Raw genomic sequence first — 18,727 nt, 5'->3', positions numbered from 1 at the left:
GCGAGGGTGACGCAAACCCACCCCCGAACGGAGCCGTCAGCGCCTGCGCAAGTCCGCCACCCGCGCCCGCTCAGCCCCTTGGGCCGACTCCGCCGCCCCCAGCGCCACAGCCGTACGCAGCCCGCCGGGCCCCTGCCGCCGCGGCCCGGGAAGAGGGACGTCCCGGCGCTGACGCCCCGGCGAGCCCCCCTCGCCCCCCGCCCCCGCGACAGCGATCTGGACGCCCTGATCGGCCAGCGCCTGCAACTCGGTCGCCGCCCGGTCGTCGTGCCCGGCCGGCTCATCGGTCACCAGCCGCGTGATCAGATCCGTGGGCACCGTCTGGAACATCGTGTCCGTACCGAGCTTGGTGTGGTCCGCGAGGACCACCACCTCCGCCGCGGCCTGGACCAGTGCCCGGTCGACCGACGCCGACAGCATGTTGGACGTGGACAGCCCGCGCTCGGCGGTGAGGCCGCTCCCGGAGAGGAACGCCCGGGACACCCGCAGCCCCTGCAGGGACTGCTCGGCACCACTGCCCACCAGGGCGTAGTTCGAGCCGCGGAGCGTACCGCCGGTCATCACCACCTCCACCCGGTTGGCGTGGGCCAACGCCTGGGCGACCAGCAGCGAGTTGGTGACGACCGTGAGGCCGGGCACCCGGGCCAGCCGGCGGGCCAGCTCCTGCGTGGTGGTACCCGCGCCGACCACGATGGCCTCGCCCTCTTCCACGAGGTTCGCGGCGAGGTCGGCGATCGCGGTCTTCTCGGCGGTCGCGAGATGTGACTTCTGCGGAAAACCGGATTCTCGCGTGAAACCGCCCGGCAGTACCGCACCGCCGTGCCGGCGGTCGAGGAGTCCTTCTGCCTCCAGCGCGCGCACGTCCCGCCGTACGGTCACTTCGGAGGTCTGGACGACGCGGGCGAGCTCACGGAGCGACACGGCCCCGTTCGCTCGCACCATTTCGAGGATCAATTGGCGACGTTCTGCAGCGAACACGAAACTGACAGTAACGCCGACGACCGTCTGCTTTCAGCAGTTTGCGCTGAATAGCAGAAGTTGTTCGCACAGCCCTGCACCAAGTGGTATAGGGCTGTCGTTTCGGACCATCAGGCCTCCGCGCCGGCCTTCCGGGTGTGCAACTGCCGTGCCACCTCGGCGATCGAGCCCGACAGCGAGGGGTAGACCGTGAAGGCGTTCGCGATCTGTTCCACCGTCAGATTGTTGTCGACCGCGATCGAGATGGGGTGGATGAGTTCCGAGGCGCGCGGCGCGACGACCACGCCGCCCACCACGATGCCGGTGCCCGGGCGGCAGAAGATCTTGACGAAGCCGTCGCGGATGCCCTGCATCTTCGCGCGCGGGTTGCGCAGCAGCGGCAGCTTCACCACGCGGGCGTCGATCTTGCCGGCGTCGACGTCGGCCTGGGAGTAGCCGACGGTGGCGATCTCGGGGTCGGTGAAGACGTTCGACGAGACCGTCTTGAGGTTCAGCGGGGCCACCGCGTCGCCCAGGAAGTGGTACATGGCGATACGGCCCTGCATCGCCGCCACCGAGGCGAGCGCGAAGACGCCGGTGACGTCGCCGGCGGCGTAGACGCCGGGAGCCGTGGTGCGGGAGACCTTGTCGGTCCAGATGTGGCCGGACTCGCGCAGCCGGACCCCGGCCTCCTCCAGGCCCATGCCCTCGGAGTTGGGGATGGCGCCCACGGCCATCAGGCAGTGCGAGCCGGTGATGACGCGGCCGTCGGCGAGCGTCACCTCCACCCGGTCCCCGACCCGCTTCGCGGACTGGGCCCGCGAGCGCGCCATGACGTTCATCCCGCGACGGCGGAAGACGTCCTCCAGCACGGCGGCGGCGTCCGGGTCCTCGCCCGGCAGCACCCGGTCGCGCGAGGAGACGAGCGTCACCTTCGACCCGAGCGCCTGGTAGGCGCCGGCGAACTCGGCGCCCGTGACACCGGATCCGACCACGATGAGCTCCTCGGGGAGCTCGTCCAGGTCGTACACCTGGGTCCAGTTCAGGATGCGCTCGCCGTCGGGGCGGGCGTCCGGCAGCTCGCGCGGGTGGCCGCCGGTCGCGATCAGCACGGCGTCGGCGGTGAGCGTCTCCTCGGTCCCGTCCGCGGCGCGGACGACGACCTTCCGCGATCCGTCGAGCGCCTGCATGCCCTCCAGCCGGCCCCGGCCGCGCAGCACGCGCGCGCCGGCCCGGGTCACCGAGGCGGTGATGTCGTGGGACTGGGCCAGCGCGAGCCGCTTCACCCGCCGGTTGACCTTGCCGAGGTCCACGCCCACCACCCGGGCGGCCTGCTCCATGGGCGGGGTGTCGTCGGCGACGATGATGCCCAGTTCCTCGTACGAGGAGTCGAAGGTGGTCATCACCTCGGCCGTGGCGATCAGGGTCTTGGACGGCACGCAGTCGGTGAGCACCGACGCCCCGCCCAGGCCGTCGCAGTCGACGACGGTCACCTCCGCGCCGAGCTGTGCGGCGACCAGCGCCGCTTCGTATCCGCCGGGTCCGCCACCGATGATCACGATCCGAGTCACGTACTCCATTGTCCCGCACACTTCACCGTGCGACCGCCCGGGGGCCTCGGCCGTGGCTCCCCCGTTACCGAAGGTGGCGCCCGTTCCCGCTGCCGTACCCTTCCCCCATGTCGCTCTACGCCGCGTACGCCGCCCATCTCGACGCGCGGCTGATGTCCCGCCGCGCCCCGCACTCGCCGCTGCGTGCCACCGGCTGGCTGAACGGGTGGCGGCTGACGTTCGGGGGTGAGCACCTGGGCGGGGAGGGCGCGCTGGCCACGCTGGTGGAGGACCCGATCTCGGCGGTCTTCGTCGCCCTCTACGACATCGCCCCGATGGACGAGGAGCCCCTGGACCGCTGGGAGGGCGCGGGCGACCTGGACCTCTACCGCCGCACCCGGGTGCGCGTGCACACCCTGGACGGCGAGGAGCCGGCCTGGACGTACGTCCTCAACGGTTACGAGGGCGGCCTCCCCGCGGCCCGCTACCTGGGCGAGATCGCCGACGCGGCGGAGTCCGCGGGCGCGCCCCACGACTATGTGATGGAACTCCGCAAGCGTCCCTGCTGACCTTCTCGGGGGAAACGACAGGACAACGATCGGCAACCCGTTCACTCCGACATCTACGCGCGTAGGCGATTACCGGCTACCCTCGTCGCGTGAACGCTTCTCTTCTTCCGGACGACATCCAGGGCGACCCGTACGCCGCAGCCGACGCCGCCGCCGCGCGCCTGCGCGAACTCACCGGCGCCGAGACCCACGACGTCGCCCTCGTGATGGGCTCCGGCTGGGCCCCGGCCGTGGACGCCCTCGGCACGCCCGAGGCCGAGCTCCAGGTCACCGAGCTGCCCGGCTTCCCGCCGCCGGCGGTGGAGGGTCACGGCGGCAAGATCCGCTCGTACGCCATCGGTGCGAAGCGGGCCCTGGTGTTCCTGGGCCGTACGCACTACTACGAGGGACGCGGGGTCGCCTCGGTGGCCCACGGCGTCCGTACGGCCGTGGCCGCCGGGGCGAAGACGATCGTCCTGACGAACGGCTGCGGGGGTCTGCGCGCGGGCATGCGTCCCGGTCAGCCGGTCCTGATCAGCGACCACATCAACCTCACGGCGACCTCGCCGATCGTCGGCGCGAACTTCGTCGACCTCACGGATCTGTACTCGCCGCGGCTGCGGGCGCTGTGCAAGGAGATCGACCCCACGCTGGAGGAGGGCGTCTACGCCCAGTTCCCCGGCCCGCACTACGAGACTCCGGCGGAGATCCGGATGGCCCGGGTGATCGGCGCGGACCTGGTCGGCATGTCGACGGTCCTCGAGGCCATCGCCGCGCGGGAGGCGGGGGCGGAGGTCCTGGGCATCTCCCTGGTCACCAACCTGGCCGCGGGGATGACGGGCGAGCCGCTGAACCACGAGGAGGTCCTCCAGGCGGGCCGGGACTCCGCGACGCGGATGGGGTCCCTGCTGGCCCAGGTGCTCGGACGCCTGTAGGGCGCGGCACCGCCACCGTTTCCCGTGGCGCCGTACCCGTTTCGCGTGGCGCCGTCACCGTTTCGCGCGGGGCCGGCGCCACAGGCATGCAACCCTGACAGTCGACGAACTCAGAGAGGCCGACCGACCGTGCACGACGACGCCCTCATCGCACAGGCCCAGGCGTGGCTCGCCGAGGACCCCGACCCGGACACCCGCGAGGAACTCGCCCGCCTCATCGACGCCGGCGACCACGCCGAGATCGCCGCCCGTTTCAGCGGCACCCTCCAGTTCGGCACCGCCGGCCTCCGGGGCGAGCTCGGCGCGGGCCCGATGCGCATGAACCGCTCCGTCGTCATCCGCGCGGCCGCCGGCCTCGCCGCGTACCTGAGGAAGCACGGCCACACCGACGGCCTGGTCGTCATCGGCTACGACGCCCGCCACAAGTCCCGTGACTTCGCCGAGGACACCGCCGCCGTCATGACCGGTGCCGGACTGCGCGCGGCCGTCCTGAACCGCCCCCTCCCCACCCCCGTCCTCGCCTTCGCCATCCGGCACCTCGGCGCCGTCGCCGGAGTGGAGGTCACCGCCAGCCACAACCCGCCCCGCGACAACGGCTACAAGGTGTACCTCGGCGACGGCTCCCAGATCGTCCCCCCGGCCGACGCGGAGATCGCCGCCGAGATCGAGGCCGTGGCCTCGCTCACCACGGTCCCCCGTCCCACCGAGGGCTGGGAGATCCTCGACGACACCGTCCTGGACGCCTACCTCGCCCGCACGGACGCGGTCCTGGCCGAGGGGTCCCCCCGCACCGCCCGCACCGTCTACACGGCGATGCACGGCGTCGGCAAGGACGTCCTCCTCGCCGCCTTCGCGCGGGCCGGCTTCCCGGAGCCCGTCCTCGTCGCCGAGCAGGCCGACCCCGACCCGGAGTTCCCGACCGTCGCGTTCCCCAACCCGGAGGAGCCCGGCGCGATGGACCTGGCCTTCGCGAAGGCCCGGGAGACCGATCCCGACCTGGTCATCGCCAACGACCCGGACGCCGACCGCTGCGCCGCGGCCGTCAAGGACGGCGCCGACTGGCGCATGCTGCGCGGCGACGAGGTCGGCGCCCTGCTCGCCGCCCACCTGGTGCGCCGCGGGGCGACCGGCACGTTCGCGGAGTCGATCGTCTCGTCGAGCCTCCTCGGCCGTATCGCCGGGAAGGCGGGCCTCCCGTACGAGGAGACGCTGACCGGCTTCAAGTGGATCGCCAGGGTGGAGGGCCTGCGCTACGGCTACGAGGAGGCCCTCGGCTACTGCGTGGACCCGGACGGCGTACGCGACAAGGACGGCATCACGGCGGCCCTCCTCCTCACCGAACTGGCCTCCGGTCTGAAGGCCGAGGGCCGCACCCTCCTCGACCTGCTCGACGACCTCGCCGTCGAGCACGGTCTGCACGCCACCGACCAGCTCTCGGTCCGCGTACAGGACCTCGGCCTGATCGCCTCCGCGATGCGCCGCCTGCGCGAGCAGCCGCCCACGGAGCTGGCCGGCCTGCGCATCACCGGGGCCGAGGACCTGACCCGGGGCACGAAGACCCTCCCGCCCACCGACGGCCTCCGCTACACCCTGGACGGCGCGAGGGTCGTCGTCCGCCCCAGCGGCACGGAGCCGAAGCTGAAGTGCTACCTGGAGGTGGTGGTCCCGGTCGCCACGAGGGCCGGCCTGCCCGAGGCCCGCGCGAAGGCGACGGCGCTCCTCGCGAGGATCAAGCAGGACCTGTCCGAGGCGGCGGGCATCTGAGGGAGCCCGGCGTGATCTGAGGGACCCCCGCGTGGGGCGGGCCCGCCCGCCCCACGTCATCCCCTCACCCCATGGCCAGCAGCACCGCCAGCAGCACCGCCCCCGCGACGGCGGGCGCCGCGATCTCGTAGGCCCACCGCACGGTCACCTCGCCCTGCGCGGCCTCGGCGTCCTGCCGCCGCTCGTGCAGCTCACGCATCTCGTCCATCGCCCGGTCGCTCTCGTGCCGCCGGGGCCCCTCCGAGGCACCCGCACCGCGCCGGTCGCCGCCCGTGCGCACCACCTGCGCGGCGGCCCGCGCCTCCTGCCGGTTCGCCTTGCTGCGGGCCCGCAGCGACACCGGCAGGGCCCAGAGCTGGTACTTCGCGCCGGACGCGGTGAGGACCTCGTTGGTGAAACTGGACCGCAGCGCGGCGACCTGGCCCCAGGGCAGCACGATCAAGCGGAACGGGTTGCGGACGCGCAGCCGGTCGTCGTTCACGTACACGGCGGGACGCAGGGTGTAGGCGACGATCAGCGGTACGAGGAGGAGCATCGCGGCGAGGGCCAGCCAGGGGGTGCGGCCCTCGCCGGCGAACACCGCGTCGACACCGAGCCATCCGACGACGGCGAGCAGCAGCACACCGCCGACGATGCCCGCGAGCGAGCGGTGGACGCGGTCCTTGTACTGAGGTGCCTCGGACCCGGCCGGCTTCGTGGGCTCCGGGTCGGGCGACTGGTGCTCGGGGGACGTCATGCTCCCGATTCTGCACGACGCCTCCGGTGACGTCGTACGCGGTGGAAGCCGTACGCGATCCCCCACGGGGCTGTACAGCCGCTACGCGCGTAGATATGCTCGTCTGGTGACCATGCCCACCACTGCACCCCATGCTCTCAGCGACGTCACCGCGTCCGACGGCACGCTGCGCCGCTTCCTCCACGGGCTGCCCGGCGTCGACGCGGTCGGCCTGGAGGCGCGCGCCGCCTCCCTCGGTACCCGTTCGATCAAGACGACCGCGAAGGCGTACGCCATCGACCTCGCCATCTCGATGGTCGACCTGACGACGCTGGAAGGCGCGGACACCCCGGGCAAGGTCCGGGCGCTCGGCGCGAAGGCGGTCCGCCCCGACCCGACCGACCGCACCACGCCCGCCACGGCCGCGGTCTGCGTCTACCCCGACATGGTGGCCACGGCGAAGGAGGCCGTCGCCGGCTCCGGCGTCAAGGTCGCCTCCGTCGCCACCGCCTTCCCGGCCGGCCGCGCCCCGATCGCCGTGAAGCTGGCGGACGTCCGCGAGGCCGTCGCCGCCGGTGCGGACGAGATCGACATGGTCATCGACCGCGGGGCGTTCCTCGCGGGGAACTACGGGAAGGTGTACGACGAGATCACCGCCGTGAAGGAGGCCTGCGGGACGAACGCCCGCCTGAAGGTCATCTTCGAGACGGGCGAGCTGTCGACGTACGACAACATCCGCCGGGCGAGCTGGCTCGGCATGCTGGCCGGGGCGGACTTCATCAAGACCTCGACCGGCAAGGTCGCCGTCAACGCGACCCCCGCGAACACCCTCCTCATGCTGGAGGCGGTCCGCGACTTCCGCGCTCAGACCGGCGTCCAGGTCGGTGTGAAGCCGGCCGGCGGCATCCGCACGTCGAAGGACGCCGTCAAGTTCCTGGTCCTGGTCAACGAGACCGCGGGCGAGGACTGGCTGGACAACCACTGGTTCCGCTTCGGCGCCTCCTCGCTGCTGAACGACCTGCTGATGCAGCGTCAGAAGCTGGCCACCGGCCGCTACTCCGGCCCCGACTACGTGACGGTGGACTGATCACCATGGCACCCGTTTTCGAGTACGCACCGGCGCCCGAGTCCCGCTCGGTCGTCGACATCGCCCCGTCGTACGGCCTGTTCATCGACGGCGAGTTCACCGAGGCCGCCGACGGCAAGGTCTTCAAGACCGTCTCCCCCTCCACCGAGGAGGTCCTCTCCGAGGTCGCCGAGGCCGGTGAGGCGGACGTCGACCGCGCGGTGAAGGCCGCCCGCAAGGCCTTCGAGAAGTGGTCGGCGCTCCCCGGCTCCGAGCGCGCGAAGTACCTGTTCCGCATCGCCCGCATCGTCCAGGAGCGCAGCCGCGAGCTCGCCGTCCTCGAGACCCTCGACAACGGCAAGCCGATCAGGGAGACCCGCGACGCGGACCTCCCCCTGGTCGCCGCGCACTTCTTCTACTACGCGGGCTGGGCCGACAAGCTCGACCACGCCGGCTACGGCGCGAACCCGCGGCCGCTGGGCGTCGCGGGCCAGGTCATCCCCTGGAACTTCCCGCTGCTGATGCTGGCGTGGAAGATCGCCCCGGCGCTCGCGACCGGCAACACGGTGGTCCTGAAGCCGGCCGAGACGACCCCCCTCTCCGCGCTCTTCTTCGCGGACATCTGCCGTCAGGCCGGGCTCCCCAGGGGCGTCGTCAACATCGTCACCGGCGACGGCCGCACCGGCGCCGCGCTGATCGCCCACCCGGACGTCAACAAGGTCGCCTTCACGGGCTCCACGGCCGTCGGCAAGGAGATCGCGCGCACGGTCGCGGGCACCCGCAAGAAGCTCACCCTCGAACTGGGCGGCAAGGGCGCCAACATCGTCTTCGACGACGCGCCCCTCGACCAGGCCGTCGAGGGCATCGTCAACGGCATCTTCTTCAACCAGGGCCAGGTCTGCTGCGCGGGCTCCCGCCTGCTGGTCCAGGAGTCGATCCACGACGAGCTGCTGGACTCCCTCAAGCGCAGGCTCTCCACCCTGCGTCTGGGCGACCCCCTGGACAAGAACACCGACATCGGCGCGATCAACTCCGCCGAGCAGCTCGCCCGGATCACCGCGCTGGCCGACCAGGGCGAGGCGGAGGGCGCCGAGCGCTGGTCCCCGGCCTGCGAACTGCCGTCGTCCGGCTACTGGTTCGCCCCGACGCTCTTCACGAACGTCACCCAGGCGCACACGGTCGCCCGCGACGAGATCTTCGGCCCGGTGCTGTCGGTGCTGACCTTCCGCACGCCCGACGAGGCCGTCGCCAAGGCCAACAACACCCCGTACGGCCTGTCGGCGGGCATCTGGACGGAGAAGGGTTCGCGCATCCTGGCGGTCGCGAACAAGCTCCGCGCGGGCGTCGTCTGGTCCAACACGTTCAACAAGTTCGACCCGACCTCGCCGTTCGGCGGTTACAAGGAGTCGGGCTTCGGCCGCGAGGGCGGCCGCCACGGCCTGGAGGCGTACCTCGATGTCTGATCGCCTGTCTGTTTTCAAGACCTACAAGCTGTACGTCGGCGGGAAGTTCCCGCGTTCCGAGAGCGGCCGGGTGTACGAGGTGACCGACGCAAAGGGCAAGTGGCTGGCGAACGCCCCGCTCTCCTCCCGCAAGGACGCCCGTGACGCGGTGGTCGCCGCGCGCAAGGCGTTCGGCGGCTGGTCCGGCGCGACGGCGTACAACCGCGGCCAGATCCTGTACCGGATCGCGGAGATGCTGGAGGGCCGCCGCGACCAGTACGTCGCGGAGGTCGCCGACGCCGAGGGCCTGTCGAAGTCGAAGGCGGCGGCGCAGGTCGACGCGGCGATCGACCGCTGGGTCTGGTACGCGGGCTGGACCGACAAGATCGCCCAGGTGGTCGGCGGCGGCAACCCGGTCGCGGGCCCGTTCTTCAACCTCTCCTCCCCCGAACCGACGGGCGTGGTCGCCGTACTGGCCCCCCAGGAGTCGTCCTTCCTGGGCCTGGTCTCGGTGGTCGCCCCGGTGATCGCGACGGGCAACACGGCGGTCGTGATCGCCTCGGAGAAGTCCCCGCTCCCCGCCCTCTCCCTCGGCGAGGTCCTGGCCACCTCCGACCTCCCCGGCGGAGTCGTCAACATCCTCTCCGGCCGTACGGCCGAGATCGCCGCCTCGCTCGCCGCGCACCAGGACGTCAACGCGATCGACCTCGCGGGCGCCGACGAGGTGCTGGCGAAGGAGCTGGAGATCGCGGCTGCGGACAACCTCAAGCGCGTCCTGCGTCCACAGCCTGTGGACGACTGGTCGGCGACGCCCGGCACGGACCGCCTGACGGCGTTCCTGGAGACCAAGACGGTCTGGCACCCGACGGGCTCCCTGGGCGCGTCCGGCTCCGCCTACTGACCGAGTGACCCCGGCGGCCCCCGACACCGCCGGGAACTCCCCGGACAACGGCCAGGCCGCCGCCCCGGCACCACGAGGGGACCGTTTCTCCAGGCGCGATACCGCTCACGCGGCGTTTCGCCTGGAGAAACGGTCCCCTCACCGAACGGTGACGGCACGCACCGACAACGACCGGTCCGCCGGCCGGGGGTTCCTCGGAGCCACATCCCGCACACTGATCACGACTCGATACGCGCCTCACCCGTGAGGGGCGTCCTCGAGCCCGGCGGTCACCCCGGCGGCTCAGGGCGGTTGAATGCCCAGGTGGTGAACTGGGCACAGATGTACGACTGCCACGGAGACGTCGATCGCGTCCCCGAGCTCCTGGCGCGGGCCGAGCGCGAGGACGACGCCGCGGCATGGGACGAGCTGGGTCACCGGCTGGTCCTCGAACGCGACTTGGTGTTCCCCGCCAGTTTCGCCGCACTGCCGCGTCTGGTGCGTCTGGCGTCGGGGAGTGCGAGGGCGCGCGGGCTGGCCGGGGCGATCGTCCGGTGCGGGGCAGGACGCCATGGCTGCGACGATCTGCTGGCGGAGTGCGCCGAAGCGATAGCGGAACTCCGCGGGCTGCTCGACCGGCACCTGCGATCCCGACCGGACGACTACCTTGCGGCCTTCCGTGACATGCTCGCCACCGAAGGGCACTACCACTGGAGTGCGGTCCTGGGAGACTTCTCGGACGACTTCTACCAGGTCGCCTGCCCTCACTGCGCTGCCGAGGTGACGATCGCCATCGGCGGTTACGGACGCTATTCGGCGATCCGGGACTGGAACCTGGGCGACGTGGACCGACGTGACCTGAGGCCGGCATCTCTGGAAGGGCTCTCCGGCACCGGTCGCCGGATGTACGAGACCGTCGTCCGCGACGGGCAGACTGTGCTCGCCGACGGAATCGCCCATCTCTTCGGCCAGGCGGAATGCCCCCGCTGTGCCAGCGTCTTCGGCATCGCGGATGAGTACGAGGCTTCCCATCGTCCCCTCATGTGAGGGGTGCGCTGAAGACGACCGGCCGTGTCTCAGGGATGGAGCCACAGCCGGTGCGGGGTGGCGCCCGCGCCCCGCCGGCCCCGAGCGCCACCGAGGCGGTCGCGAGGACGGTCAGGGCGCGTCGGGCGGCCGGTTTCCTGGGTGTCTTGTGTCGGGCCATCGCTCTGCCACCCGCCAACTTCGAATAGTAACCATGCGAAAGCGCACAGTAGTCGACGTGTGACGCGCGCTTCAAAGCCGTACCGTGGGGCGTACGTCGCCCGGTTGATGCCTCAGACTGGTGTCCCGTGAGTTCCCAGTCGCCCATATCCGCGCGAGTCGTGCTGCTCTGCGGCCCCTCCGGCTCCGGCAAGTCCCTCATCGCGGCCCGTTCCGGTCTGCCCGTGCTGCGCCTCGACGACTTCTACAAGGAGGGCGACGACCCGACCCTCCCCCTCGTGGCGGGCAGCACGGACATCGACTGGGACCACCCCGGCTCCTGGGACGCGGACACCGCCGTCGCCGCGATCGAGCGGCTGTGCCGCACGCGTCGTACGCCGGTTCCCGTCTACGACATCTCGCTGAGCGCCCGTACGGGCGAGACGGCCGTCGACATCGGCGGGACCCCGCTGTTCATCGCCGAGGGCATCTTCGCCGCGGAGATCGTCGAGCGCTGCCGTGAACTCGGCCTGCTGGCCGACGCGCTGTGTCTGAACCGCGGCCCGGTGCGGACGTTCCGGCGGCGGTTCCTGCGGGATCTGAAGGAGGGCCGCAAGTCGGTGCCGTTCCTGCTGCGCCGCGGCTGGCGGCTGATGCGGCTGGAGCGGTCGATCGTGGCCCGCCAGACGGCGCTGGGCGCGTACGCCTGCGACCGGGACGAGGCGCTGGGCCGCCTCGCGAGGGCGGCGGTCGCCGGGCGTACGGCGACGGGGACGAGCACGCCGGCCTAGCACCGCGACCACCGCGACCACCGGGCGCACACGAAAGGCGGGACTGGGCGGGCCCCCCGGCCCTCCAGTCCCGCTGTTTCGCACTCCCCCGTGATCCCCCCCCCGGATCCGCAGAGGTCCCCCGTGACCCCCTCGTGCTTCCCCCCCAGTCCCCCGCTTGTCACGGCGGCGTCCCCCGACGCCCCCGCGCTCCCCCACTCGCCACGGCGACGTCCCCCGACATCCCCGCGCTCCCCCGTTCGTCACGGCGACGCCCCCCGGCATCCCCGCGACTCCCCCGTACCCTCAGGCGACGAGCTCCCCGAAGGCGTCCTCCTCGTCACGGCCGAAGCTGAGGACCTCGTCCTCGCGCAGCCGGCGGAGCGACCGCCAGATGCTGGACTTCACCGTGCCGACACTGATGCCGAGGATGTCCGCGATCTCCGGGTCCGTGCGGCCCTCGTAGTAGCGCAGGACCAGCATGGTGCGCTGGAGCTCGGGCAGCCGGGCCAGCGCCTGCCACAGCACGGCGCGCAGCTCGGTGCCGCGCATCGCGTCCGTGTCACCGGCCGTCTCCGGCAGTTCCTCGGTCGGGTACTCGTTCAGCTTGCGGCGGCGCCACGCGCTGATGTGCAGGTTGGTCATGGTGCGGCGGAGGTATCCGCCGACCGCCGCCTTGTCGCTGATCCGGTCCCACGCCCGGTAGGTCGAGAACAACGCGCTCTGCAGCAGGTCCTCGGCCTCGAAGCGGTCACCGGTCAGGTGGTAGGCGGTGGCGTACAGGGAGGCGCGACGCTCCTGGACGTAGGCGGTGAACTCCGCCTCCGACAGCGAGCGGTGCTCCCCCGAGCCCTCCCCGTACGCGTTCCCCCCGTTCGTGTCCCCCGTAGGTGCGTCAACCACCGTCATGATCGTGGTGTGCTGACGCCCGGTGCCGCGGGCGCACCCCCGCATGCCCGCCGCACCGGACTTCTCACAACCCCGGTGCACGTCGTGCAGACGCGTGATCACTGCGCTGGTGCTGGTGCCGTGCAGCGTGTTCATCTCGCGCCCCCCGTCGTGGACTTCCGGTGTTCTGCCGTGCTGTTGTGCTTGTGCCGAAAAGCTTGCCCGGGGACCTTCATCGCCGTGTCAGCCGACTGTCACAGGCGTGTCACAGAGGTCGGTCACGGTGGGCCCACAGATCCTTCACAGGTGTCCGTGCACGTAGCGGCACGTATGCGGGCCCAATGGTCATCTGCCGTCCATGGGTCGAACAGGGGGCCCTCCATGGGCCAGAATGAGCCCGTGCCTTCCCTGTTGCTGATCGAGGACGACGACGCCATCCGCACGGCCCTGGAGCTCTCACTGACGCGCCAGGGTCACCGGGTGGCGACCGCTGCCAGTGGTGAGGACGGTCTGAAGCTGCTGCGTGAGCAGCGGCCGGATCTGATCGTGCTGGATGTGATGCTGCCCGGCATCGACGGGTTCGAGGTGTGCCGGCGCATCCGGCGCACGGACCAGTTGCCGATCATCCTGCTGACCGCGCGCAACGACGACATCGACGTGGTGGTCGGGCTGGAGTCCGGCGCCGACGACTACGTCGTCAAACCGGTCCAGGGCCGGGTGCTGGACGCCCGGATCCGGGCGGTGCTGCGGCGCGGGGAGCGGGAGTCCACCGACTCGGCGACCTTCGGCAGCCTGGTCATCGACCGTTCGGCGATGACGGTGACGAAGAACGGCGAGGACCTCCAGCTCACGCCGACCGAGCTGCGGCTGCTCCTCGAGCTGAGCCGGCGGCCGGGGCAGGCGCTGTCCCGGCAGCAGTTGCTGCGGCTGGTGTGGGAGCACGACTACCTGGGTGACTCGCGCCTGGTGGACGCGTGTGTCCAGCGGCTGCGCGCCAAGGTCGAGGACGTGCCGTCGTCCCCGACCCTGATCCGTACCGTGCGCGGTGTCGGCTACCGACTGGACCCGCCTCAGTGACACAGGAGCACGACGGGGAGACCCGCGGCTGGTCCGCGGCGCGCAAGGGAGTCTGGTCACGGCTGCGGTTCACCAGCCTGCGGCTGCGGCTGGTCGTGGTGTTCGGGCTGGTCGCGCTCACCGCGGCGGTGTCCGCGTCCGGCATCGCGTACTGGCTGAACCGTGAGTCGGTGCTGACCCGCACCCAGGACGCGGTGCTGCGCGACTTCGAGCAGGAGATGCGCAACCGGGCGGGCGCGCTGCCCGAGCGGCCGACACAGGACGAACTGCAGCGCACCGCCGGGCAGATGGCGACCAGCAGTCAGCGCTTCACCGTGCTGCTGGTCGCCGAGAACCCCGACGGCCGGACCGTGTACGGCAGTTCGGGCGGGCTGAACGGCTTCTCGCTGCGGGACGTGCCGGTCTCACTGCGCAAGGCGGTGACCGAACCGCAGAAGATCACGTCGAACAACACGTACCCGCACCACCTGTACTGGCAGCGGATCGTCGACGGCGACACCCCGTACCTGGTGGCGGGGACGCGGGTGATCGGCGGCGGGCCGACCGGCTACATGCTGAAGTCACTGGAGCCGGAGGCCAAGGACCTCAACTCGCTGGCCTGGTCGCTGGGGATCGCCACGGGGCTGGCGCTGATAGGCGCCGCGCTGCTCGCGCACGCGGCGGCCACGACGGTGCTGAAGCCGGTGCAGCGGCTCGGTGTGGCCGCGCGGCGGCTCGGCGAGGGGAAGCTGGACACCCGGCTCAGGGTGTCGGGCACCGATGAACTGGCGGACCTCTCCCGGACGTTCAACAAGGCGGCCGAGGCGCTGGAGAAGCGGGTGGCGGACATGGCGGGGCGCGACGAGGCGTCCCGGCGGTTCGTGGCGGACATGAGCCACGAGCTGCGGACGCCGCTGACCGCGATCACGGCGGTGACGGAGGTCCTGGAGGAGGAGCTGGACTCCGAGGCCGGCGGCATCGATCCGATGATCGAGCCCGCGGTACGGCTGGTGGTGAGCGAGACCCGGCGGCTGAACGACCTGGTGGAGAACCTGATGGAGGTGACCCGCTTCGACGCGGGCACCGCCCGGCTGGTCCTCGACGACGTGGACATCGCCGACCAGATCACCGCCTGCATCGACGCGCGTGCCTGGCTGGACGCGGTCGACCTGGACGCCGAGCGCGGCATCCACGCCCGGATCGACCCGCGCCGGCTGGACGTGATCCTGGCGAACCTGATCGGGAACGCGCTCAAGCACGGCGGGTCGCCGGTACGGGTCTCGGTACGGGAGGACGGCGCGGAGGGCGCCGGGGACGGGGGGATGGTGGTCATCGAGGTGCGGGACCACGGTCCCGGCATCCCGGAGGAGGTCCTGCCGCACGTCTTCGACCGCTTCTACAAGGCGAGCGCCTCACGGCCGCGTTCCGAGGGCAGCGGCCTGGGCCTGTCCATCGCGCTGGAGAACGCCCATATCCACGGTGGCGAGATCACCGCGGCCAACTCCCCCGAGGGGGGCGCCGTGTTCACCCTGCGGCTGCCGCGGGACGTGTCCGCGCGGAGCGCTTCGGAGAAGGACGGCGACATCGGGGACGAGGGCGCCGAGGGGGACGCCTGATGAACGTACGGACTGCTCCGCGGCGTACGCGGGGGCTGCTCGCGGCGGGGGCGCTCACGGTGCTGCTCGCCGGATGCGGGATACAGGCCACGGAGGTGCCGACCGACTTCGGTCCCGCGCCGTCGCGGGTGCGCTGCTCGCCGGCCGGGCCGGAGGCGTCGGCGCAGGCGGAGCGGGGGCTGCCGGCGCAGGTGTTCCTGCTGTGCGGGTCGTCGCTGGTGGCCGTCGACCGGACGGTGCGGGTGCCGGACGGGGCGGCGGACTCGCGGCGCGTGCTGGTGGCGCAGGGGCTGCTGGACGAGCTGGCGCGGGAGCCGTCGGCCGCCGAGCAGCGGGCCGGGTACAGCACGCGGGTACGGCGGGGGACGACCGTGGGCGGTCCGCGGCCCGGCGACCCCGAGGACACGCTGCGGCTGAGCACCGCGCCCGCGGACCTCACCTCCGCCGGGCTCGCGCAGATCGTGTGCACCTTCTCCGACTCGGCGGCGGCCGAGGGCGACGGCTCGGTGATCCTGGGCGGCCCCGACAGCGCCCGGCCGCGCCGCTACGCGTGCACGGACGAGGTCCGGTCCCGTCCGGACGAGGAGGAACCGCAGTCCTCGGAGGCCGCCGGCGGGTGAGCGCGCGGCTGTGGCACACGCCTCATCCGGTGAACGGGTGACATCCCGGAACCGACCGTGCCGAAGGCCGCGTCTTGGGGGGCGTGCAGCGTCAAGGTTTCACCGGCGGCTCCGCCGTGACCCGTATCCGTGTGACAGGAGGCCTCCTCCTGGGCGCGTATCTCGCGTTCGTCGCCTGGTACACGCTGCGCCCCCTGGACGTCCCCTGGGTGATGCCCGCCAATCTGCGGCCGCTGGACGGCATCCGGGGCGACTTCGCGCTGAGCTGGACGACGGGGGTCCGCCGGATCTGCGAGGGGCTGGCGCTGCTCGCGCCGCTGGGTGTGCTGCTGCCGATGGCCGGGGGCCGGCCGGCCGTCTCGCGGCTGGGTTCGCTGGTCCGCACCACGGCGGCGACCGCGCTGGTGTCGCTGGCCATCGAGATGCTGCAGACGGCGGTGCCGGGCCAGGTCGTGGACGTCGACTCGCTGCTGCTGAACACGGCGGGCGCGGCACTCGCGCACGCGGCGGTGGTGCCGGCGGTCCGTGCCCGGCTGCGCCGCCGGGCGGTGCGACGCTCCGTCACGCCCCTCCTCCCGGAGGAGCAGGATCAGGGGAGGACCCCGACGATTCCCAGGGTCGGGATCGCCCCGTGGAGTGACGCTTTGCCCCCTTCGTCTCCGTAACGTGGAGTGCGTCGAGGCAGCCGGTCGGGAGGCCTCGCACCACTCACGAAGGAGTCACGATGAGCCGCCTCGCCCGCCCCACCGACAACCGCATGATCGGCGGAGTCTGCGCCGCGCTGGCCCGGCGCTTCGGTACCTCCGCGACCACGATGCGGGTGATCTTCCTGCTGTCGTGCCTGCTTCCGGGCCCGCAGTTCCTGCTGTACATAGCGCTGTGGATCCTGTTGCCGTCGGAGGACAAGGCCCGGGCGGCCTGGTAGCTCCGCGACGCGGTCCGCCGCGCGTACGCCGAGGGGGCGCGACCCGGTTCGGGTCGCGCCCCCTCGGTACGTTTCCGCCTGGCGGTCAGGCGCCGAGCGGCATCCCGTTGAGGTTGACGCCCTGGGTGGGCAGGTCCTGCAGCGGCATGCCGCCGAGGAGACCGGTCGGTGCCTCCTGGCCCACCTGCCGGGCGACCGGCTGCGCGGTCGCCACGCCGGTGCCGGCCAGCTCCTGGCCCGTCGCCAGCGCCCGGTCCGAGCCCGGCAGCGCGGTGGACAGCTTCTCCGCCGGGACGGCCCGGTTGACGGTGTCCAGCGCCGGGGCGGCGTCCGGGACGGCCGGGGCCGCGTGGGCGGCGCCGGCACCGGCGGCGGCGAAGGCGGCACCCAGCACGGCGACACCGAGGGTCTTGGCAGCAGACTGCTTCATGTAAACGCGTCCTCGAAATGGGATACGGGGGGTGAGCGGTGCTGAGACCGTAAACACGGGGCCCCTGCCGCCGCAAACATCGAAATGCGGACGGATGGTGAACATTGACGGTGTTCACGTTTCCCGCGGACGCCGTTCTCAGCTTTCCTTTTCCGGAGATCCGCTGGTGGAGGCCGTCTGACGGAACAGCCATTCGGACTTCAGCTCGGCGTATCCGGGCTTGACGACGTCATTGATCATGGCGAGTCGTTCATCGAAAGGAATGAACGCCGATTTCATCGCATTGACGGAGAACCACTGCAGATCGTCGAGCGTGTAACCGAATGCGTCGACCAGGTGCTCGAATTCCCGGCTCATGGTGGTGTGGGACATCAGACGGTTGTCGGTGTTCACCGTGGCCCGGAAGTGCAGCCGGCGCAGCAGTCCGATGGGGTGCTCGGCGTACGAGGCGGCGGCCCCGGTCTGGAGGTTGGAACTGGGGCACAGCTCCAGCGGGACGCGCTTGTCCCGGACGTAGGAGGCCAGCCGGCCGAGTTCGACCGTGCCGTCGTCGCGGACCCGGATGTCGTCGATGATGCGCACCCCGTGTCCCAGCCGGTCGGCGCCGCACCACTGGAGGGCCTGCCAGATGGACGGCAGCCCGAACGCCTCGCCGGCGTGGATGGTGAAGTGGTTGTTCTCCCGCTTCAGGTACTCGAAGGCGTCGAGGTGCCGGGTGGGCGGGTAGCCGGCCTCGGCGCCCGCGATGTCGAAGCCGACGACGCCCAGGTCCCGGTAGCGGTTGGCGAGTTCGGCGATCTCCAGGGCGCGGGCGGCGTGCCGCATCGCGGTGAGCAGGGCGCCGACCCGGATCCGGCGGCCGTTCCCCTTCGCGCGCCGCTCCCCCTCCCGGAAGCCCTCGTTGACGGCCTCGACGACCTCTTCGAGGGTCAGTCCGCCTTCGAGGTGCTGCTCGGGGGCGTAGCGCACCTCGGCGTAGACGACGCCGTCCTCGGCGAGGTCCTCGGCGCACTCGGCGGCGACCCGGACGAGGGCGTCACGGGTCTGCATGACGCCGACGGTGTGCGAGAAGGTCTCCAGGTACCGCTCCAGGGAGCCGGAGTCGGCGGCCTCCCGGAACCACAGGCCCAGCTTGTCGGGGTCGGTCTCGGGGAGGTGGTGGTACCCGCTCTCGCGGGCCAGGTCCACGACGGTGCCGGGACGCAGCCCGCCGTCGAGATGGTCGTGCAGCAGAACCTTGGGCGCCCGGCGGATCTGCTCCGTCGTCGGGGTGTTCGCGATGGTCTGGCTCGTCATTTCCGCACTCTAACTCCTACGCGCGTAGATCACCGGGAGGGCGAAGGCGCCGATACGTAACAGTGATCGCACGGCCGGGTGGAG

At 71.7% G+C, this 18,727-nt stretch carries 19 protein-coding genes; 13 read left to right on the top strand and 6 right to left on the bottom strand.

What is annotated here, in order from left to right; translation table 11 throughout:
* Nucleotides 1-36: 36 nt before the first annotated feature.
* Together IH50_RS0134365 and IH50_RS0134360 are read right to left on the bottom strand one after the other, a co-directional pair.
* Nucleotides 37-978 carry a DeoR/GlpR family DNA-binding transcription regulator gene (locus IH50_RS0134365; protein WP_078914198.1) on the bottom strand — a complete coding sequence of 314 codons (942 nt, stop codon included), beginning with the start codon at nucleotides 976-978 and terminating at the stop codon, nucleotides 37-39.
* 110 nt (nucleotides 979-1,088) lie between these two features.
* Complete coding sequence (locus IH50_RS0134360) at nucleotides 1,089-2,549, bottom strand: NAD(P)H-quinone dehydrogenase (protein WP_324617161.1); 1,461 nt, start codon at nucleotides 2,547-2,549, stop codon at nucleotides 1,089-1,091.
* 86 nt (nucleotides 2,550-2,635) lie between these two features.
* Between IH50_RS0134360 and IH50_RS0134355 the strand changes: the two genes are divergently transcribed.
* The 3 genes from IH50_RS0134355 to IH50_RS0134345 all read left to right on the top strand — a co-directional run bounded on the left by IH50_RS0134355 (nucleotide 2,636) and on the right by IH50_RS0134345 (nucleotide 5,754).
* Nucleotides 2,636-3,076, top strand: coding sequence for a gamma-glutamylcyclotransferase (locus IH50_RS0134355; RefSeq protein ID WP_030871529.1), 441 nt, complete (start codon nucleotides 2,636-2,638; stop codon nucleotides 3,074-3,076).
* A gap of 89 nt (nucleotides 3,077-3,165) precedes the next feature.
* A complete protein-coding gene (locus IH50_RS0134350; protein ID WP_030871527.1) occupies nucleotides 3,166-3,990 on the top strand; it encodes a purine-nucleoside phosphorylase in 825 nt (274 codons plus the stop codon).
* A 129-nt stretch (nucleotides 3,991-4,119) separates the two neighbouring features.
* Nucleotides 4,120-5,754 (top strand): phospho-sugar mutase, encoded by a 1,635-nt coding sequence (locus tag IH50_RS0134345; protein ID WP_030871526.1) that lies wholly within the window; start codon nucleotides 4,120-4,122, stop codon nucleotides 5,752-5,754.
* Between the two features lie 64 nt (nucleotides 5,755-5,818).
* Here the strand turns inward: IH50_RS0134345 and IH50_RS0134340 are convergent, their stop codons facing one another.
* Complete coding sequence (locus IH50_RS0134340; RefSeq protein ID WP_030871523.1) at nucleotides 5,819-6,490, bottom strand: PH domain-containing protein; 672 nt, start codon at nucleotides 6,488-6,490, stop codon at nucleotides 5,819-5,821.
* Between the two features lie 112 nt (nucleotides 6,491-6,602).
* Here IH50_RS0134340 and deoC point away from each other — a divergent pair, with 112 nt between their 5' ends.
* The 5 genes from deoC (at nucleotide 6,603) to IH50_RS0134315 (ending at nucleotide 11,833) form a co-directional block, all read left to right on the top strand.
* Complete coding sequence (gene deoC / locus IH50_RS0134335; RefSeq protein WP_030871522.1) at nucleotides 6,603-7,556, top strand: deoxyribose-phosphate aldolase; 954 nt, start codon at nucleotides 6,603-6,605, stop codon at nucleotides 7,554-7,556.
* Between the two features lie 5 nt (nucleotides 7,557-7,561).
* Nucleotides 7,562-8,998, top strand: coding sequence for an aldehyde dehydrogenase family protein (locus IH50_RS0134330; protein WP_030871520.1), 1,437 nt, complete (start codon nucleotides 7,562-7,564; stop codon nucleotides 8,996-8,998).
* Entirely contained in the window at nucleotides 8,991-9,878 is an 888-nt protein-coding gene (locus IH50_RS0134325) for an aldehyde dehydrogenase family protein (RefSeq protein ID WP_030871516.1), read from the top strand. The genes IH50_RS0134330 and IH50_RS0134325 overlap by 8 nt, the downstream gene beginning before the upstream one ends.
* Nucleotides 9,879-10,181: 303 nt before the next feature.
* The gene (locus IH50_RS0134320; protein ID WP_158801382.1) at nucleotides 10,182-10,904 is read left to right on the top strand and encodes a hypothetical protein; all 723 of its coding nucleotides are present in this window, start codon (nucleotides 10,182-10,184) and stop codon (nucleotides 10,902-10,904) included.
* A gap of 287 nt (nucleotides 10,905-11,191) precedes the next feature.
* Nucleotides 11,192-11,833: a uridine kinase family protein gene (locus IH50_RS0134315; protein ID WP_234328304.1), complete on the top strand. Its 642-nt coding sequence runs from the start codon at nucleotides 11,192-11,194 to the stop codon at nucleotides 11,831-11,833.
* A gap of 285 nt (nucleotides 11,834-12,118) precedes the next feature.
* On the opposite strand, the gene IH50_RS0134310 is transcribed toward IH50_RS0134315, so the two are convergent.
* Entirely contained in the window at nucleotides 12,119-12,856 is a 738-nt protein-coding gene (locus tag IH50_RS0134310; protein WP_030871506.1) for a SigE family RNA polymerase sigma factor, read from the bottom strand.
* A gap of 243 nt (nucleotides 12,857-13,099) precedes the next feature.
* Between IH50_RS0134310 and afsQ1 the strand changes: the two genes are divergently transcribed.
* The 5 genes from afsQ1 (at nucleotide 13,100) to IH50_RS0134285 (ending at nucleotide 16,917) form a co-directional block, all read left to right on the top strand.
* A complete protein-coding gene (gene afsQ1, locus IH50_RS0134305) occupies nucleotides 13,100-13,777 on the top strand; it encodes a two-component system response regulator AfsQ1 (RefSeq protein ID WP_158075115.1) in 678 nt (225 codons plus the stop codon).
* The gene (locus IH50_RS0134300) at nucleotides 13,774-15,372 is read left to right on the top strand and encodes a sensor histidine kinase (protein ID WP_030871494.1); all 1,599 of its coding nucleotides are present in this window, start codon (nucleotides 13,774-13,776) and stop codon (nucleotides 15,370-15,372) included. The genes afsQ1 and IH50_RS0134300 overlap by 4 nt, the downstream gene beginning before the upstream one ends.
* Nucleotides 15,372-15,992: a hypothetical protein gene (locus IH50_RS0134295; protein WP_030871492.1), complete on the top strand. Its 621-nt coding sequence runs from the start codon at nucleotides 15,372-15,374 to the stop codon at nucleotides 15,990-15,992. Before IH50_RS0134300 ends, IH50_RS0134295 begins: the two co-directional genes overlap by 1 nt.
* A gap of 83 nt (nucleotides 15,993-16,075) precedes the next feature.
* Entirely contained in the window at nucleotides 16,076-16,657 is a 582-nt protein-coding gene (locus tag IH50_RS0134290; protein WP_030871488.1) for a VanZ family protein, read from the top strand.
* Between the two features lie 59 nt (nucleotides 16,658-16,716).
* Complete coding sequence (locus IH50_RS0134285; RefSeq protein WP_030871485.1) at nucleotides 16,717-16,917, top strand: PspC domain-containing protein; 201 nt, start codon at nucleotides 16,717-16,719, stop codon at nucleotides 16,915-16,917.
* An 85-nt stretch (nucleotides 16,918-17,002) separates the two neighbouring features.
* Here IH50_RS0134285 and IH50_RS0134280 read toward each other — a convergent pair whose 3' ends face one another.
* A complete protein-coding gene (locus tag IH50_RS0134280) occupies nucleotides 17,003-17,347 on the bottom strand; it encodes a hypothetical protein (protein WP_030871483.1) in 345 nt (114 codons plus the stop codon).
* Nucleotides 17,348-17,485: 138 nt separating this feature from the next.
* A complete protein-coding gene (locus IH50_RS0134275) occupies nucleotides 17,486-18,643 on the bottom strand; it encodes an adenosine deaminase (RefSeq protein WP_030871480.1) in 1,158 nt (385 codons plus the stop codon).
* Nucleotides 18,644-18,727 lie beyond the last annotated feature (84 nt).

Origin of the sequence: Streptomyces sp. NRRL S-37, assembly GCF_000721605.1 — a bacterium.
Classification (GTDB): domain Bacteria; phylum Actinomycetota; class Actinomycetes; order Streptomycetales; family Streptomycetaceae; genus Streptomyces.
The sequence above is the reverse complement of the archived record's forward strand: the minus strand, read 5'-3'. Positions and strand labels throughout refer to the sequence as shown.

Coding starts and splice junctions, on each gene's coding strand:
- IH50_RS0134355 (WP_030871529.1), top strand. CDS start 2,636: ATGTCGCTCTACGCCGCGTACGCCGCCCATCTCGACGCGCGGCTGATG.
- IH50_RS0134340 (WP_030871523.1), bottom strand. CDS start 6,490: ATGACGTCCCCCGAGCACCAGTCGCCCGACCCGGAGCCCACGAAGCCG.
- deoC (WP_030871522.1), top strand. CDS start 6,603: ATGCCCACCACTGCACCCCATGCTCTCAGCGACGTCACCGCGTCCGAC.
- IH50_RS0134330 (WP_030871520.1), top strand. CDS start 7,562: ATGGCACCCGTTTTCGAGTACGCACCGGCGCCCGAGTCCCGCTCGGTC.
- IH50_RS0134325 (WP_030871516.1), top strand. CDS start 8,991: ATGTCTGATCGCCTGTCTGTTTTCAAGACCTACAAGCTGTACGTCGGC.
- IH50_RS0134310 (WP_030871506.1), bottom strand. CDS start 12,856: ATGAACACGCTGCACGGCACCAGCACCAGCGCAGTGATCACGCGTCTG.
- IH50_RS0134295 (WP_030871492.1), top strand. CDS start 15,372: ATGAACGTACGGACTGCTCCGCGGCGTACGCGGGGGCTGCTCGCGGCG.
- IH50_RS0134285 (WP_030871485.1), top strand. CDS start 16,717: ATGAGCCGCCTCGCCCGCCCCACCGACAACCGCATGATCGGCGGAGTC.
- IH50_RS0134280 (WP_030871483.1), bottom strand. CDS start 17,347: ATGAAGCAGTCTGCTGCCAAGACCCTCGGTGTCGCCGTGCTGGGTGCC.
- IH50_RS0134275 (WP_030871480.1), bottom strand. CDS start 18,643: ATGACGAGCCAGACCATCGCGAACACCCCGACGACGGAGCAGATCCGC.